The 15,462-nt window shown below is 59.5% G+C and carries 14 protein-coding genes and 1 other RNA gene; 3 read left to right on the plus strand and 12 right to left on the minus strand.

The features are described from left to right. Nucleotides 1-6: 6 nt before the first annotated feature. The 4 genes from QQF33_RS17205 to yczE form a co-directional block, all read right to left on the minus strand. Entirely contained in the window at nucleotides 7-360 is a 354-nt protein-coding gene (locus QQF33_RS17205; RefSeq protein WP_282492604.1) for a DUF1428 domain-containing protein, read from the minus strand. Nucleotides 361-421: 61 nt separating this feature from the next. After that, the gene (locus QQF33_RS17210) at nucleotides 422-3,508 is read right to left on the minus strand and encodes a beta-galactosidase (RefSeq protein WP_285158299.1); all 3,087 of its coding nucleotides are present in this window, start codon (nucleotides 3,506-3,508) and stop codon (nucleotides 422-424) included. A gap of 104 nt (nucleotides 3,509-3,612) precedes the next feature. Further along, complete coding sequence (locus tag QQF33_RS17215; RefSeq protein ID WP_285158300.1) at nucleotides 3,613-4,680, minus strand: LacI family DNA-binding transcriptional regulator; 1,068 nt, start codon at nucleotides 4,678-4,680, stop codon at nucleotides 3,613-3,615. Between the two features lie 75 nt (nucleotides 4,681-4,755). Next, nucleotides 4,756-5,367, minus strand: coding sequence for a membrane protein YczE (gene yczE, locus QQF33_RS17220; protein ID WP_285145195.1), 612 nt, complete (start codon nucleotides 5,365-5,367; stop codon nucleotides 4,756-4,758). 84 nt (nucleotides 5,368-5,451) lie between these two features. Here yczE and yczR point away from each other — a divergent pair, with 84 nt between their 5' ends. Beyond that, nucleotides 5,452-6,873, plus strand: coding sequence for a MocR-like transcription factor YczR (yczR, locus tag QQF33_RS17225; protein ID WP_285158301.1), 1,422 nt, complete (start codon nucleotides 5,452-5,454; stop codon nucleotides 6,871-6,873). A 63-nt stretch (nucleotides 6,874-6,936) separates the two neighbouring features. Here yczR and QQF33_RS17230 read toward each other — a convergent pair whose 3' ends face one another. From QQF33_RS17230 to ffs, 3 genes are all read right to left on the minus strand, one after another. Next, nucleotides 6,937-7,152, minus strand: coding sequence for a hypothetical protein (locus tag QQF33_RS17230; RefSeq protein WP_014069144.1), 216 nt, complete (start codon nucleotides 7,150-7,152; stop codon nucleotides 6,937-6,939). Continuing rightward, entirely contained in the window at nucleotides 7,149-7,400 is a 252-nt protein-coding gene (locus tag QQF33_RS17235) for a hypothetical protein (protein WP_014830890.1), read from the minus strand. Before QQF33_RS17235 ends, QQF33_RS17230 begins: the two co-directional genes overlap by 4 nt. A 246-nt stretch (nucleotides 7,401-7,646) precedes the next feature. Beyond that, nucleotides 7,647-7,743, minus strand: an RNA gene (gene ffs / locus QQF33_RS17240) — signal recognition particle sRNA small type. Between the two features lie 208 nt (nucleotides 7,744-7,951). Between ffs and QQF33_RS17245 the strand changes: the two genes are divergently transcribed. Beyond that, a complete protein-coding gene (locus QQF33_RS17245; RefSeq protein ID WP_285158302.1) occupies nucleotides 7,952-8,263 on the plus strand; it encodes an MGMT family protein in 312 nt (103 codons plus the stop codon). A 36-nt stretch (nucleotides 8,264-8,299) separates the two neighbouring features. Here the strand turns inward: QQF33_RS17245 and QQF33_RS17250 are convergent, their stop codons facing one another. Next, nucleotides 8,300-8,869, minus strand: coding sequence for a YbaY family lipoprotein (locus tag QQF33_RS17250; RefSeq protein WP_282492610.1), 570 nt, complete (start codon nucleotides 8,867-8,869; stop codon nucleotides 8,300-8,302). A 206-nt stretch (nucleotides 8,870-9,075) separates the two neighbouring features. Between QQF33_RS17250 and tesB the strand changes: the two genes are divergently transcribed. Next, nucleotides 9,076-9,936 (plus strand): acyl-CoA thioesterase II, encoded by an 861-nt coding sequence (gene tesB / locus QQF33_RS17255; protein WP_282492611.1) that lies wholly within the window; start codon nucleotides 9,076-9,078, stop codon nucleotides 9,934-9,936. Nucleotides 9,937-10,019: 83 nt separating this feature from the next. Here tesB and amtB read toward each other — a convergent pair whose 3' ends face one another. The 4 genes from amtB to QQF33_RS17275 all read right to left on the minus strand — a co-directional run bounded on the left by amtB (nucleotide 10,020) and on the right by QQF33_RS17275 (nucleotide 15,445). Continuing rightward, on the minus strand, nucleotides 10,020-11,306 hold the full coding sequence (gene amtB, locus QQF33_RS17260; protein ID WP_285145199.1) for an ammonium transporter AmtB: 1,287 nt from the start codon (nucleotides 11,304-11,306) through the stop codon (nucleotides 10,020-10,022). Between the two features lie 35 nt (nucleotides 11,307-11,341). Continuing rightward, nucleotides 11,342-11,680, minus strand: a complete 339-nt coding sequence (glnK, locus tag QQF33_RS17265) for a P-II family nitrogen regulator (protein WP_006809867.1) — start codon at nucleotides 11,678-11,680, stop codon at nucleotides 11,342-11,344. Between the two features lie 218 nt (nucleotides 11,681-11,898). Continuing rightward, the gene (locus QQF33_RS17270; RefSeq protein WP_285145201.1) at nucleotides 11,899-13,680 is read right to left on the minus strand and encodes a SmdB family multidrug efflux ABC transporter permease/ATP-binding protein; all 1,782 of its coding nucleotides are present in this window, start codon (nucleotides 13,678-13,680) and stop codon (nucleotides 11,899-11,901) included. Then, nucleotides 13,673-15,445 (minus strand): SmdA family multidrug ABC transporter permease/ATP-binding protein, encoded by a 1,773-nt coding sequence (locus QQF33_RS17275; RefSeq protein WP_285158303.1) that lies wholly within the window; start codon nucleotides 15,443-15,445, stop codon nucleotides 13,673-13,675. The genes QQF33_RS17270 and QQF33_RS17275 overlap by 8 nt, the downstream gene beginning before the upstream one ends. Nucleotides 15,446-15,462 lie beyond the last annotated feature (17 nt).

A 15,462-nucleotide genomic window follows, 5' to 3' on the forward strand; every position in this document is an offset into this window, starting at 1 on the left:
CAGCGATTACTCGTCCAGCAGCGGCGCGAACCCGCCGTAGATCATCCGTTTGCCGTCAAAGGGCATCGACTCGCCGAACTCTTTCATGCGCGGGTCGGACATCAGCTTTTTATTCGCCTCATCGCGAACGGCTTTCGAGGGATATTCAATCCAGCTAAAGACCACCTCTTCGCCCTCTTCGGCTTTCACCGCCATGCGAAAATCGGTCTGCTTCCCGTCCGGGACATCGTCAGCCCAGCACTCCACGATCCGTAACGCACCAAACTCTTTGAACAACGGGGCCGCTTTTGCTGCCATCTCGCGATAAGCCTCCTTATTTTCCGCGGGAACAGCGACCACAAAACCATCGACATACTTCATGAGTCAAACCTCCGAAGTGATGATGCGGCCACCGGTGTGACCGCATATAACGAGGTTAAGTTTAGTCCTGTCGCCAGCTAAACGCGTAACGCAGAGCGCGATGAGGCAGGATAAACTCCGGCGACACGCTCGGGCTCCACGAATCATCGCCGCCGACGCCCATATGGAAGGCGTCGATACTCAGCCAGCAGCCCGGCTCCGCTTCCAGCAGGTGATGATGGGTGGTGTCGCGCAGCTGCTGCTGACCGTAGCGGCTGAGGGAGAAGTGAAACTGCCCCTGCAGCAGGTGTGTGCCAAACGCCAGCTCGCGGGTGTCGCAGCGCAGGCCGTTTTCCGTCGGGAAGATGTACGGCGTATGCAGCGCATCGAGCGGCAGCGTCCAGCGGCCCTGGCGCGCGGCCAGTTTTCTGTCCGGGTAGTTCTCATCCGGCCCGAGACCAAGCCAGCTCGCGGAATCAGGCGCGTCTGCCAGCTGGCAGCTCAGGCCGATACGCGCAGGCTCCGGAATATCGCTCGCCACCTGAATCTGCACATCGCCGTGCAGCGCGCCGTGACTGTCGATAGTCCAGACCTTGTGGCTCAGGAACAGGGTTTTGCCGTTGAATTCCCAGGCATGACGCGTGGTGATGGCGACTTCGTGTGTGCGCTGCTCGCCTTCGCAGTGCAGCAGCCGCGGCGTCAGGCTATACATGCCCGCCGCTTTCCAGCGTTCCACCCACGCGTTCGGATCGATGCGCGTCGCCTCGCTGACGCCGATGTCGTTATCGAGCGGCGCGCGGGTAAAGTTGTCGGTCAGCGGCGAGCGCAGCGTTGCTGTGCCGTTATTCCACCACTGGTCGAGATCCCCGCTGGTTCGATCGAACTGCCAGCTCTGCCCCTGATGGGTCACTTCCAGAACCGCCTCTTTGACGGTCAGCGCCGGTTTCGCCGGGCCGACAACTGGCGTTGCCACGTAGAGCGGCGCAGGCAGCGGGAACTGATCCCAGGCGCAGCGATGATAGGCTGGCGACCAACGGGTGGCCGCCGTCTGGAAGACGTCGAGATTCAGCCAGACTTCCCCCGGAGCGGCGGTGATTTCCGGCAGGGCGATCTCGATACGCTGCGAGCCCTGCGGCGCAATCGACAGCACTACCTCGCCACTCGCCAGCGCCTCGCCGTCGCGCAGGATATTCCAGCGCAGAGATTCGTTGTCGCTGTGGCGGAACAGGTAATCGCTGTGGACCTCCACCACCAGCGGCGAAGTGCTCACCAGCGTAAAGGTGAAAAACTGCTGCGCGCGCTGGGCTTCAAACAGCGCCGGATGCGGCGTGCGGTCCGGGAACACTAGCCCGTTCAGGCAGAACTGGCGATCGTTGGGTGTATCGCCAAAATCACCGCCGTAGGCCCAGAATGGCTGGCCGTGGTCGTCTTTTTTGGTCAGCGCCTGATCGACCCAGTCCCAGACGAACCCGCCCTGCAGACGCGGATGGCTGCGGAACGCCTGCCAGTATTTGGCAAACCCGCCGAAGCTGTTGCCCATCGCGTGGGCGTACTCGCAGAGGATCAGCGGGCGCGTTTCGTCCGGCATGCCGATCCACTTTTTAATCGACCATTTAGGCACCGCCGGGAACGGCTGATCCTGATCGACGCGGGCGTACATCGGGCAGACGATATCCGTCGCCGCCGTGTTGGCCCCGCCGCCTTCGTACTGCACGGGGCGCGTCGGATCGGTGGTTTTGATCCAGCGATAAAGCGCATCGTGGTTCGCCCCGTGGCCGGACTCGTTGCCGAGCGACCAGATAATGATCGACGGATGATTGCGATCGCGCTGCACCATACGCGTCACGCGCTCGCTCATGGCGGGCAGCCAGCGCGGATCGTCCGCCAGACGGCTCATCGGCACCATGCCGTGGGTTTCGATATTCGCCTCGTCCACCACGTACAGGCCGTAACGGTCGCACAGGCGATACCACAGGGGATGGTTCGGGTAGTGCGAGCAGCGCACGGCGTTAAAGTTATGCTGCTTCATCAGCTCGATATCGCGGCGCATGGTGGCTTCGTCCATCACCTGCCCGTTTTCCGGATGATGCTCGTGACGATTCACCCCGCGGATCAGTAGCGGCTGACCGTTCACTTTCAGCAGGCCGTTGCTGATTTCGACGCGACGGAACCCAACGTCGCAGGCTTCCGCTTCCAGCAGGTTTCCCTTCCCGTCGCGCAGGACGAGGGTTAAACGGTAAAGCGTGGGTGTTTCGGCACTCCACAGCGCCGGGCGCTCGACCGCAAGTGTGACGTTTAACCGTTCAGCCCAGTTGCCGCGTTCGTCCACCACCGCCGAGCCCGGACGAGCCGTCGCGGTGGCGATCGATTCGTCGCCCTGCCAGAGTGTCAGCGCCACTTCGCACTCGGCAAACGCCTCGCCGCCAAGGGCCACTTCCACCTGCAATTTTGCACGATCGTAATCCGCATTCAGCTCGGTGACGTAGTGGTAATCGGCGATGTGCGTGGCGGGTTTATGCTGAAGCGACACGTCGCGGAAAATCCCGCTCATGCGCCACATATCCTGATCTTCGAGATAGCTGCCGTCGCACCAGCGCAGTACCAGCACCGCCAGACGGTTACTGCCCGGCTTCAGCACCGCGGTGAGATCAAACTCCGCAGGCAGGCGGCTGTCCTGGGAATACCCGATCCACTCCCCGTTACACCAGAGATAAAACGCCGAGTTCACGCCATCAAAAACAATGCGCGTCTGCCCGCTCTCCAGCCACTGGTCATCCACCTCAAATGTGAGCGAGTAACAACCCGTTGGGTTCTCGGCTGGCACAAACGGCGGGTTAACCATAATCGGGTAGGTGACGTTGGTGTAGATCGGCGTATCGAAGCCCTGCATCTGCCAGTTGGATGGCACAGGCGTAACGACCGCATCCGAACACTCCTGGGTTATCCAGCTCTCGGGAACCTGCTCCGGCGCGCTGAAAAAGCGGAACTGCCAGTCGCCGTTCAGCACTTTCTTGTGCGAAGGACCCTCCTCCTCGCGGGCCTGATTTTCATCGCGCCAGCTATGAAACGGCGCGTGGGCAGGCAGACGGTGCCATTGGGTGACGCCGGGGTTTTCCCAGTCGCGACGAGCTAAAACAGATTTCACAGAGTGTGGGGATGCGACAGACATAATGACCTCTTTTGCGAAGCGCTCACAATTTTAGTCACAATGCCCTGGAGGGAAGATCCGGTAAAGGATCTGACGGCGGCAAAGCGAGCCAGATCACAAAAGGATTATTGCCGGGCCAGCTGCTCGGCCATCAGCGCCAGGGATTTCAGCTGCCGGGCCAGCGCTTCGCGGTCGGCCTGCTGCGGGGCGTGACGGGCGCTGGAGTGGCGCTCCACCAGCGTGACCGGGAGCTGCGTTTGCCAGAGTGCATCCGTTGATCCCGACAGCAGCCACTCGACGCTGCGCTCTCCGGCAACACGAAAGGCCTGGCGGACGGTGGTCAGCGGCGGAGAGAACCAGGCGCTGTCGGCCGTATCATCAAACCCCACGACCGAAATCTGCCCCGGAACCGCCACTCCTTTTTCCGCGCAGGCGCGCATCACGCCGAGCGCCATCTGATCGTTCGCCACCAGAATGGCATCAGGAAGCGTGCTACCCGCCAGCAGCTGATGGCCTTTTTCATACCCGGATGCCGCGCTCCAGTCGCCATGAGCAATCGCGCACGGCACAAGATTGTCCTGCGCCAGCCGCGCCTGCCAGCCCGCGAGACGCGCGCGCGACGAGACCGAGCTTTCTGGCCCGCTGAGCAAGGCTATCCGCCGGTGCCCGAGCGAAAGCAGATGCTCCGCGCCGAGCGTCGCGCCCTGCTCCGCATCAAACGCCAGACGATGCACTTTCGCTTCGGGGGAGACATCAAAGAATAAAACCGGCACCGGCGCGGCCAGCTGACGAATGTGCTCAGCTTGCGGATCGTCGAGCGGAACGTTGACCAGCAACCCTTCCACGCGCTGGGCCAGCAGTTCTTGCAGGGCCGCCTGACAGCGTTCGGGATGCTCCACCATCGAAATCAGCACGCTGGCTCCGCACTCGCCCGCGCGGGATTTCACCGCCGAGGCAATTTGCGACGGCGCATGCAGCGCCAGGTCGGTGGTGATCAGCCCCAGCGTGCGGGTGCGTTTCCCGGCGAGCTGCTGTGCGCCACGGTTGGGGACGTAGTGCAGTTCCGCCATCGCCTGCTGCACCTTTTCCCGGGTGCGGGCGGAGACGTGCTCCGCATCGTTAATCACGCGGGAGACGGTCTGATAGGAAACGCCCGCCAGGCGGGCAACGTCATAGAGAGTGATGGCTTTCATGCTTTCAGTATCGCAACGGAAGATGCCGGTATTCTGGCACAGCGCGGCTGTTAAAGCATGTGAGCGCTTCGCAAATTAAACAATTCGCTCCGGCTCTGGCGCGAGTATCACCTGTGGCTTCTGACGAAACCACGGCAGGCAGATCTGGATCAGTGGCCCGATGGCGAGGGCGTAGAGCACGGTTCCCACGCCGAAGGTGCCGCCGAGCACGCAGCCAATCAGCAGGACGGACACTTCAATCGCGGTACGCACGCTGCGCACCGACCAGCCGGTGCGGGCGTTGATCCCGGTCATCAGGCCGTCGCGCGGGCCGGAGCCAAAGCCGGCGCCAATGTACATTCCGGTCGCCAGGGCGTTCACCACCACGGCGGAGATCAGCAGCGCACTGCGCGCCACCAGCGAGCTCATCTCAGGCAGCAGCGACAGCGATGCATCGGCGGCCAGACCAATGACAATCACGTTACTGATGGTGCCCAGCCCCGGACGCTGGCGCAGGGGGATCCAGAACAGCAGCACGGCTGCGCCGGTCAAAATCATCACCGTGCCGATGTCCATCGCCAGCAGGCGGGCGACGCCCAGGTGAAACACGTTCCACGGGTCAGCACCGAGATCGGCGCGGACGAACATCGCGGTAGAAAGGCCGTAAAATCCCAGTCCGACGTAAAGTTGCAGTAAGCGACGCAGCATTATTTTTCTCCAGCAGGTTATGCTTTCATCCTGGCGGAAAATGGCTCTATGATTAATGTCCAGTTTTCAAATAGTGGACTGCATATGTCATCACGTCGTTTCGGTAGTCAGTCTCTGGTGCGCCTGTTAGGCCACTGGCAACAGCCCTCTTCCCGCACTCCGCTCTGGCGTCAGCTGGCGGACGCGCTGCGCCTGCTGATCCTTGATGGACGGCTGGCCCTGGATACGCGTCTGCCCGGCGAACGTGAGCTGGCGGCAGCGCTTACGGTGAGTCGCACGACCGTCAGCAGCGCGCTGGCGCATCTGCGCGACGCCGGGTATCTGGAGAGTCGCCACGGCAGCGGTTCGCGCATTATTCTCCCGGACAGCCATGCCGTCCCGACGCGGGCGGCGGCAAGCGTAGCGCTGGATCTCTCAACCGCCGCCCTCAGCGCCGGGCCGGAAATTCACCAGGCCTACACCCACGCGCTCACCGCCATGACCCAGCATCTCTCGCAGACGGGTTATGACCAGTTGGGCTTGCCGGAGCTGCGTGAAACCATCGCCGCACGCTACTGCTCGCGCGGGCTGCCGACGCGGGCCGATGAAATCATGGTGGTCAACGGCGCGGTCAGCGGGCTGGCGCTAGTGCTGCGGATGTTGACCGGACCGGGCGATCGGGTGGTGGTAGATCATCCCACTTACCCGCTGGCGATTGCGGCGATCCAGGGCGCGTCCTGCCGCCCCGTCGGCGTGGCGCTCCCGGAATCGGGCTGGGACACGGACGGATTTGCCGCCACGCTGGCGCAAACCGCGCCGCGTCTGGCCTATCTGATGCCAGATTTTCATAATCCGACCGGACGCTGCATGGACGTTGCCACCCGCCAGATCATCGCTGATATCGCCGCGCAAACTCGTACTACGCTGGTGGTGGACGAAACCATGGTCGATCTGTGGTTTGATGCCCCGCCGCCCCCGCCGCTGGCGGCGTTTAACCCGCAGGCCAACATTATTACCCTCGGTTCGGCGGGGAAAAGCTTTTGGGGTGGCCTGCGGCTGGGGTGGATCCGCGCCTCATCGCGCACCATTGCGACGCTTGCCCAGACGCGCGATACCCTCGATTTGGGCTCGCCGATGCTGGAACAGCTGGCGACGCTGTGGTTGATTGAACACTCAGACGCGTTTCTGCCCGCAAGAAGACAGATGCTGACGGAACGCCGCGACCGCTGCGGCGCGTTAATGCGCGAGCATTTTCCTGAATGGCGTTTTCATGAGCCACAAGGGGGACTGTCGTATTGGGTGGAGCTGCCGGGCAGGGTCGCCACACAGTTTGGCGCACGAGCGGAGACGCTGGGGATTCATCTGGGAACCGGAACGCGATTTGGTCTTTCAGGGGCCTTTGACCGCTATCTGCGGATGCCTTTCTCAATGGATTCGGCAGAGCTGGAAAATGCGCTGCTGCGAATTAAACCCTTATGGACCACATTGAATAAAAGCGACAGTTTTTTAAAACGCGGCGTTATATAACCGGGTGAGAAATAAAAACTGCTGGCTGCAACATTGCAGTCAGCAGTTTTCACAGGTTTGTCATCAGTGCTGAGGAGGGATCGGGAAACCTTTCAGAGAAATAACGAAATTTTCTCCTTCTTTCTTTATTTTTGCGCCCGTATCACACCAGTCAGACGCTATGCGAAAGAACTCATCACTTCCTACATTCCAGCCAAGACGTACGTGTTTCACATAGCCTGAACGCAGCAGGTCGCAGGCCTCTTTGTAGTCATTGGCGGTAGACAGTTGTTGTTTCATTTTCTCTTCTTCAGAAGTTTGCGTAGAGCTTTGATTTCTTTAGGAGTAAAAGGAGAAACACTCTCTTCTTCCGTATGCTGATTATCAATATCCTCTTCCGATACTCCCGCCTCTTCTGCTGCTTCAAACGCCAGCAGCAGCAGTTTTTCTGTCGTGACGCTTAAATTCTCATTATTCACTTCAGCATAATGGCGAAGTCTTTCTTTTAGCGCTTCATCAATTTTTACGTTTAAGACTGCAGTTGCCATGTTTGTGACTTCCCTTCGGAATAAGTTATTTATTTAATACACGAAGTTAGGGATGCAATCCACTGATATATTTTTTGCTTATGACCGAATAAAAACACCCCGACATTAATTTGCCAGTCTATTATTACAGGTTTATGACAATATTATTTCAGTGCAATGAAGGATATATTACATATCCCTTTTAAATTCAGGGATAATATTTTTTTGAGGGAGAGAATTTTTCAGGGAGGCAGAAATGGGTGGGGGCCCTGCCAGCTACATCCCGGCACACACGTCATCTGCCTTGGCTGCTTCCTTCCGGATCTGACCTGGTAAACAGAGTAGTGTTGCGGGAGAACCAACAGAGCCCCCATTGAGAGCGTTGGCTGTTACCCAACGCGCTGGCGCATTATCACTGCACAGGATCGCAATTGCAAGTTAACCGCGACCGGATGCTGGTTTATTGCGCAAACCGTGAAAATAATCAGGTATTATACCTCTCCTTTTAGACCCGACATTCCCGCGCATGTTCCTTAACGTTCAATCGCGATCTCTTCAACAGGAGTTCTCCCATGGATGAACACGACTCTTTCCCCCAGCGGGTGTGGCAGATTATCGCCTCGATTCCGGAAGGCTATGTCACCACCTACGGCGATGTGGCCCGGCTGGCGGGTTCTCCGCGCGCGGCGCGACAGGTGGGCGGCGTGCTGAAACGTCTGCCGGAAGGCAGTACCCTGCCGTGGTATCGGGTGGTGAATCGTCATGGCGAGATTTCTCTGACGGGCCCGGACTTGCAGCGTCAGCGGCAGGCATTACTCTCAGAAGGCGTTCAGGTATCGGGAAAGGGCAAGATTGATATGCAGAAGTATCGCTGGATTTATTAACTGCCCTCCCCGGTGAGGAGAGGGCAAAGGTCAGGCTTAGTATTTTGTTGGAGCCGGAACGGCAGAAGACGGGTTAACCTGCGTTGGTGAGGTTGACGGAACCGTCGTCGCGGCACCACCGCCCTGCTGCATCGGCACGGCAGTCTGCTGTACCGGAACCAGCGTCAGATCGGCTTTGGTCCCACCTTCGTTGATCACCGGCTGTACCGTATCGGTGATAAACACCAGTTTGTCATTCACGGTAATCGCCGCACTCAGCAAGATGCGCGCCTTAGGCTGGATATCTGCCGGGTTAAACGGCAGCACGAAGCTGAACGGTGACTGTTTCCCTTCGGTACGGACCGCTTTCTGCGACAGTACTTTAGACGGCGCATCCGCCAGTGAGGCATCAGACAGCGTCACGGTTAACACCGCATCCGGCGGCAGGGCCACTTTCTGGCGGATCCAAACGGTACCGGAAACGTTAGGTTGCTGCATGGTTGGCTGTGTCGTCGCCCCAGCTGCATTTGGGTTTGGCGCTGGCGTCTGGATATCTGCACTTTTATCCGCGCAGGCAGACAGAGCAACGGCTACCGCTAAACCACTTAACATGTGCACGAGTTTCATTGAGTTCTCCTTATCATCAATGCACCAGCGGGATCGATCCCGCCAGGGGGTCGTTAACAAAAACATAACGTGACTAAGTGTGGCACAAATCACTTATATATGCCTGGATTCCACCGATTATTCAGATTATTGCACCCATCGGACCACTTTCCTTTTTACGTTATAATGACTCTATCTTTCGCTGTGGCGCTTTATTGAGGACGACTATGAGTCAAGCACTGAACAATCTGCTGACATTACTGAATCTGGAAAAAATTGAAGAAGGACTCTTCCGCGGACAGAGCGAAGACCTCGGCTTACGCCAGGTTTTCGGCGGTCAGGTGGTCGGCCAGGCGCTGTATGCCGCCAAAGAGACCGTGCCCGCAGACCGTCTGGTGCATTCGTTTCACAGCTATTTCTTACGCCCTGGCGACAGCGCGAAACCGATTATCTATGACGTCGAAGTACTGCGCGACGGCAACAGCTTTAGCGCCCGTCGCGTCGCGGCCATTCAGAACGGTAAGCCGATTTTTTATATGACGGCCTCGTTCCAGGCACCGGAAAGCGGGTATGAGCATCAAAAAACGATGCCGCCAGCCCCGGCACCGGACGATCTGAAATCTGAAACCGATATCGCCCGCGCGCTGGCGCATCTGTTGCCGCCGCAGGTGAAAGAAAAATTCCTCTGCGATAAGCCGCTGGAGATCCGCCCGGTCGAGTTCCATAACCCGATGAAGGGTCACATCGCCGAGCCAAAACGTCAGGTGTGGATCCGTGCCAACGGTACGATGCCGCAGGATCTTCGCGTCCATCAGTATTTGCTGGGCTACGCGTCCGATTTCAACTTCCTGCCGGTGGCGCTGCAGCCGCACGGCGTCGGCTTCCTTGAAAAAGGGATGCAGGTCGCGACCATCGATCATTCCATGTGGTTCCACCGTCCGTTCGACATGAACGAGTGGCTGCTGTACAGCGTGGAAAGCACCTCGGCGTCGAGTGCGCGCGGGTTTGTGCGCGGGGAGTTTTATACTCAGGATGGCGTATTGGTGGCGTCGACGGTGCAGGAAGGGGTGATGCGCAATCGGGGGTGATTTGTGCGGTCTGATGCCCTCTCCAACTGGGAGAGGGAGAAAACACTAAAAACGGCAACTCTCGTTGCCGTTTTGCTTTTACCTTAGGCGTTATACGCATTCTCGCCGTGGCTGTTCACATCCAGACCTTCGCGCTCCTGCTCTTCCGGTACGCGCAGGCCCACGGTCAGGTCAGCCAGTTTGTAGCCGATGAAGGCCACGACACCCGACCAGACGATGGTGAGGCCGATGCTTTCCAGCTGAACCAGCAGCTGATGACCCATGGTCACGCCTTCTGCGTAGCCCACACCGCCGAGCGACGTGGCCGCAAAGATACCGGTCATGATGCAGCCTACGATCCCGCACACGCCGTGGACACCGAACACATCGCAAGGGTCATCCACGCGCAGAATACGTTTCAGCGCCGTGACGCCCCACAGACCCGCGAGACCGGAGACGAGACCAATCAGCAGCGCGCCGCCCACACCGACGTAACCGCACGCCGGGGTGATGCCAACCAGACCGGCAATCGCGCCGGAACAGGCACCCAGCAGAGAAGGCTTACCGCGCACCACCCACTCACCAAACACCCAGGAGAGGATTGCGCCAGCGGTTGCCACCACGGTGTTCACAAAGGCCAGCGCTGCGATTTCGTTAGCGGCACTCGCGGAACCAGCGTTGAAGCCGAACCAGCCAAAGTAAAGGATTGCCGTACCGGTGAAGACCATCGGCAGGTTGTGCGGTTTGAACGCCTCTTTACCAAAGCCCACGCGTTTGCCAATCAGGTATGCCCCGACCAGGCCCGCGACAGCCGCGTTAATGTGCACCACAGTACCGCCCGCGAAGTCCAGCGCGCCGTGTGACGCCAGCAGACCACCGCCCCAGACCATGTGCGCGATGGGCACATAGGAGAGCGTCAGCCACACCACCACAAAAATCAGCACCGCGGAGAAGCGAATACGTTCTGCCAGCGCACCGACAATCAGACCGACGGTGATACAGGCGAACGAGCCCTGGAACGCGACGTGAATGTACTGATAGAAGCTGCCCATCAGTGCGGTCAGCTGAATATTTTTCAGCATCGCCCAGTTAAAGTTGCCGAAGAAGGCGTTGCCCTCGCCGAAGGCCAGCGAGTAGCCATACACCACCCACAGGACGCACACCAGCGCGAAGGTCACCGCGACCTGCGTCAGCATGGACAGCACGTTCTTACCGCGGATCAGGCCGCCGTAAAACAGCGCGATGCCCGGAATGGTCATGAACAGCACCAGCGCGGTGCAGATCATCATAAAGGCGTTGTCTGCTTTGTCGGCCACCGCAGGAGCCGCCATCGCCAGGCCCGGCAGCAGTGCCAGAGACCCCAGAGCTGTTTTGATTGTTGATGTCTTCATTTTCTCGATCCCTATCACTGTGTGCCAGGAGTTACTTACAGTGCCGCTTCGTCAGATTCGCCCGTACGGATGCGAATGACGCGCTGCAATTCGGCAACGAAAATTTTGCCGTCGCCAATTTTTCCGGTGTAAGCCGCTTTGCTCACGACATCGATCACCTCGTCGAGCTGGTCGTCAGCGATAGCCACATCAATCTTCACTTTCGGCAGGAAGTTGACGCTGTATTCGGCCCCGCGATACAGCTCCGCATGGCCCTTCTGACGTCCAAAGCCTTTGACTTCGGTAACCGTCAGTCCCTGAATCCCCATTGAAGACAGTGCTTCACGAACGTCTTCGAGTTTGAATGGTTTAATGACAACCGTAACCAGCTTCATAGTTCCTCTCCAGTCAGAATTCATAATGGCCCGCGTTTACAACAGAGGTATTGCAAGGGATGTGCCAGAGTTTAAAACCGGCGGGAAATCAGGCGGGAAAGGCAGAAAATGGCGATTGCGCAGAAATGGATAAAAAAAACGCACCATGACAGTGCAGGGTGCGTTTCATTTTTGCACCAACAGAAATCCCTGTTAGCGGCTTGCGGTATTTTGGTGCATCAGGCGCTAAGAGACTCTTCTTCGCGCGTACTGGCGGCCAGCTCTTCCCCGGCCAGCTGCAGCTGATACATCTGCCAGTAGCGACCTTTCGCTTCCAGCAGCTCACGGTGCGTGCCGCGCTCGACGGCCTGCCCGCGATGCAGCACCAGGATGGTATCGGCTTCGACGATTGTCGACAGGCGGTGAGCGATCACTACCAGCGTCGTGTGCTCGCGCACCTCCGCCAGTGCCTGCTGGATGGCCTGCTCCGTGCCGGAGTCGATGCTGGCCGTGGCTTCATCAAGGATCAGCACCTGCGGCGTTTCAATCAGAACGCGCGCCAGCGCCAGCAGCTGCTTCTGCCCGACGGAGAGATTGTTCCCCTGCTCGCCGAGTTTGGTGTAGATCCCGTCGCTCATTTCACGCGCCAGTTCCGCGAGCTGGACTTTCTCCAGCACGTCCCAGACCTGCGCCTCGCTGAACGGACGGCCCAGCGTGACGTTGGCAAAGAAGGAGTCGGCCATGACGACAGGATCCTGCTGGACCATCGCAACCCCTTTGCGCAGCACGCCGTGGCTCAACGTCGAGAGCGGACGCCCGTCGAGGCGGATTTCACCCTGCGTCAGCGGGTAGTAACCCATCAGCAGACTGGCGAGAGTACTTTTCCCGCTCCCCGTGTGCCCGACCAGGGCGACAAAACTGCGCGACGGAATATCAAGATCAATATCCTGCAGCACCAGGCGATCTTCGCGATAGGCAAAGGAGACATGATCGATCGCGATTGACCCGCTCTGCAGTTCGCGCTCATCGTTGCCGTAGGTCTGGCGCGGCCTGTCCATCAGCTCGAAGACGCGCTCACCAGCGACCACCGCCTGTTGCAGCATCGACTGCTGGGTCGTCAGTTCGATCAGCGGCTCGTTCAGACGCCCGAGGTAGCTGATAAACGCATACAGCACGCCCACTTCCATCGTGCCGCCCGAACCGAAACCAAACAGCATCAGCAGACCGCACAGCACCAGCGCCGAGAACAGGCTCAGCAGCGGACGCAGCAGGAAACCATCCAGACGCAGGGTTTGCATGCGCGCCATATAGTGCGAGCGGCTCGCCTCGCCCATGCGTTCACCAAACCGTGCCTGCTGGCGGAACTGCTGGATAACGCTCATGCCGTTGATGACTTCGTTAAAGCCGTCGTTGATATCCGCCAGATAACCGCGAACCCGACGCACAATCGGCGTGCTGTAGCGCTGGTAAATGATCATCACGATCATCACCGCCGGGAAAATGGTGATCGCCACCAGCGCCATCCGCCAGTCGAGGCTGAACATCGCCACCAGCATCGCGCCGACCAGCGCCGCACTGCGCAGCACCGTCGCCACCACGGTGACGTACAGATCGCGGATCACTTCCGTATCGTTGGTGACGCGAGAGATCACCTGGCCGACAGGCTGGGTATCAAATTCGCTCAACGGCTGACGCAGGGCCGCATCCATCACGTCGGTGCGCAGCTGCTGCACCACGCCGACCGCCGCCTGGTTAAACAGCAGCGACTGAGCGTAATGCAGAGACGCCGCCAGTAGCTGAAGCCCGACATAGGCCGCGCCCAGCCCGGCCACCAGGCCGAGCGGAAGATAGCTTTTCGCCACCATGTTGTCGATGAAATAGCTGATCAGCAGCGGGCCGCTGACTTCTGCGATCGCCGCCACCCACAGCATCACCACCGCAATCGACAGCGGTTTGCGCCACGGCGAACCGTAGGCCAGCAGGCGTTTCAGGGTCGGCCACAGCTGGGTAAACTTACGCATGGGTGGCCTCCTCGTTCAGGTCCGGCGCGTCATCCAGCGCCGCCTCCAGCTGTTGATAGCGATACATGTCGCGATACCACCCGGACTGTTCCGCCAGCTGGTCGTGATGCCCGCGCTGGGCAACATGCCCGTGCTGCATCACCAGAATTTCATTCGCTTCCGTCAGGGCCGACAGACGGTGGGCGCTGATAATGACCGTGCGTCCCTCGCCCCACTGGCGCAGGTTGTGCAGGATCTGGTGCTCGGTACGCCCGTCGACGGCGGAGAGCGCGTCGTCAAGGATCAGAATTTCGGCGTTGAGCAGCAGCGCGCGGGCAATGGAGATACGCTGTTTCTGTCCGCCCGAGAGCATCACGCCGCGCTCGCCCACTTCGGTGGCGTAACCCTGCGGCAGACGCAGAATATCGTCATGAACGCTGGCCAGACGCGCCACGTGCTCGATCTCTTCCTGCGTCGCCGCCGGATGGCCCAGCGCGATGTTATTGGCGACCGTATCGGAGAACAGGAACGGCGTCTGGCTGACCACCGCCAGGCGGCTGCGCCAGGCGTCCAGCTGTAAGCGGGTCAGGGGAATGTCGTGGAAACGGATATCGCCTTTGGTGACATCAAAGTGACGCTGAATCAGTGACAGTACCGTGCTCTTGCCCGCGCCCGTCGGGCCGCAGATACCGAGCATCTGCCCCGGAAGCAGTTCAAAATTGACGTTTTCCAGCGTCGGGCGCTCGGTTTGCGGATAGGAAAATTCAGTCACCGCCACCTTCAGCACCCCGCGCCCTTCCGGCACGGATTCGGTGCCGTCGTTCACCACCGGCGCTTCCGCCAGCATCGAGCGAATACGGCTGTACGCCGCGCTGCCGCGCTCGACGATGTTAAACATCCAGGCCAGGGCCAGCATCGGCCAGATCATCAGCCCAAGGTACATGGCGAAACTGGTCAGTTGCCCAAGAGTCATGGAGCCATTGACTACCATCCAGCTCCCGCCGCCGATGGCGAGCAGGTTGGCGGTGCCAATGGCGATGTAAATCGTCGGGTCGAAGCGCGCGTCGATGCGCGCCACGCGCAGGTTTTTGGCTCCCGTATCGGCGGCGTCGGCGGCGAACTGCGCCGACTGGCGATCTTCCAGACCGAAGGCTTTGATCATGCGGATACTGGTCATGCTCTCCTGGGTTCTGTCGTTCAGGGAGGAGAACGCCGCCTGAGCCAGCTTGAAACGCTCGTGCAGCTGCTCGCCAAAGCGGTTGATCGCCAGCGCCATCAGCGGCATAGGCAGCAGCGCCAGCAGGGTTAACTGCCAGCTGATCTGCGTCGACATCACGATCAGCACCGCGCAGCCCATCACCAGCGAATCGACCAGAGTTAACACCCCTTCCCCGGCGGCGAACACCACGCGATCCACGTCGTTGGTGGCGCGCGCGATCAGATCGCCCGTGCGGTGGCGCAAGTAGAATTCAGGATGCTGGCGGCTGAGCTGGCGGTAAAAATCTTCGCGCAGTTCGACGGCGAGCTGATAGGACGCTCCGAACAGCAGCACGCGCCAGACGTAGCGCAGCAGATAGACAATCACCGCGGTCAGGACCAGCGTGCCTACCCACATCATCACCCGTGCGGTGGTGTAATGTTGTTCCGTGACGCCGTCCACCACATAGCCCACCACTTTCGGCGGGATCAGCTGGAGGATGGCAATGATAATAAGCAGGGCCACTGCGCCGAGATAGCGTCGCCACTCCCGGCGGAAGTACCAGCTTAACTGAGCAAATAATCGCACGCGGTCAATTCCTGAAG

The organism is Lelliottia wanjuensis (assembly GCF_030238365.1).
GTDB classification, from domain to species: Bacteria; Pseudomonadota; Gammaproteobacteria; order Enterobacterales; family Enterobacteriaceae; genus Enterobacter; species Enterobacter wanjuensis.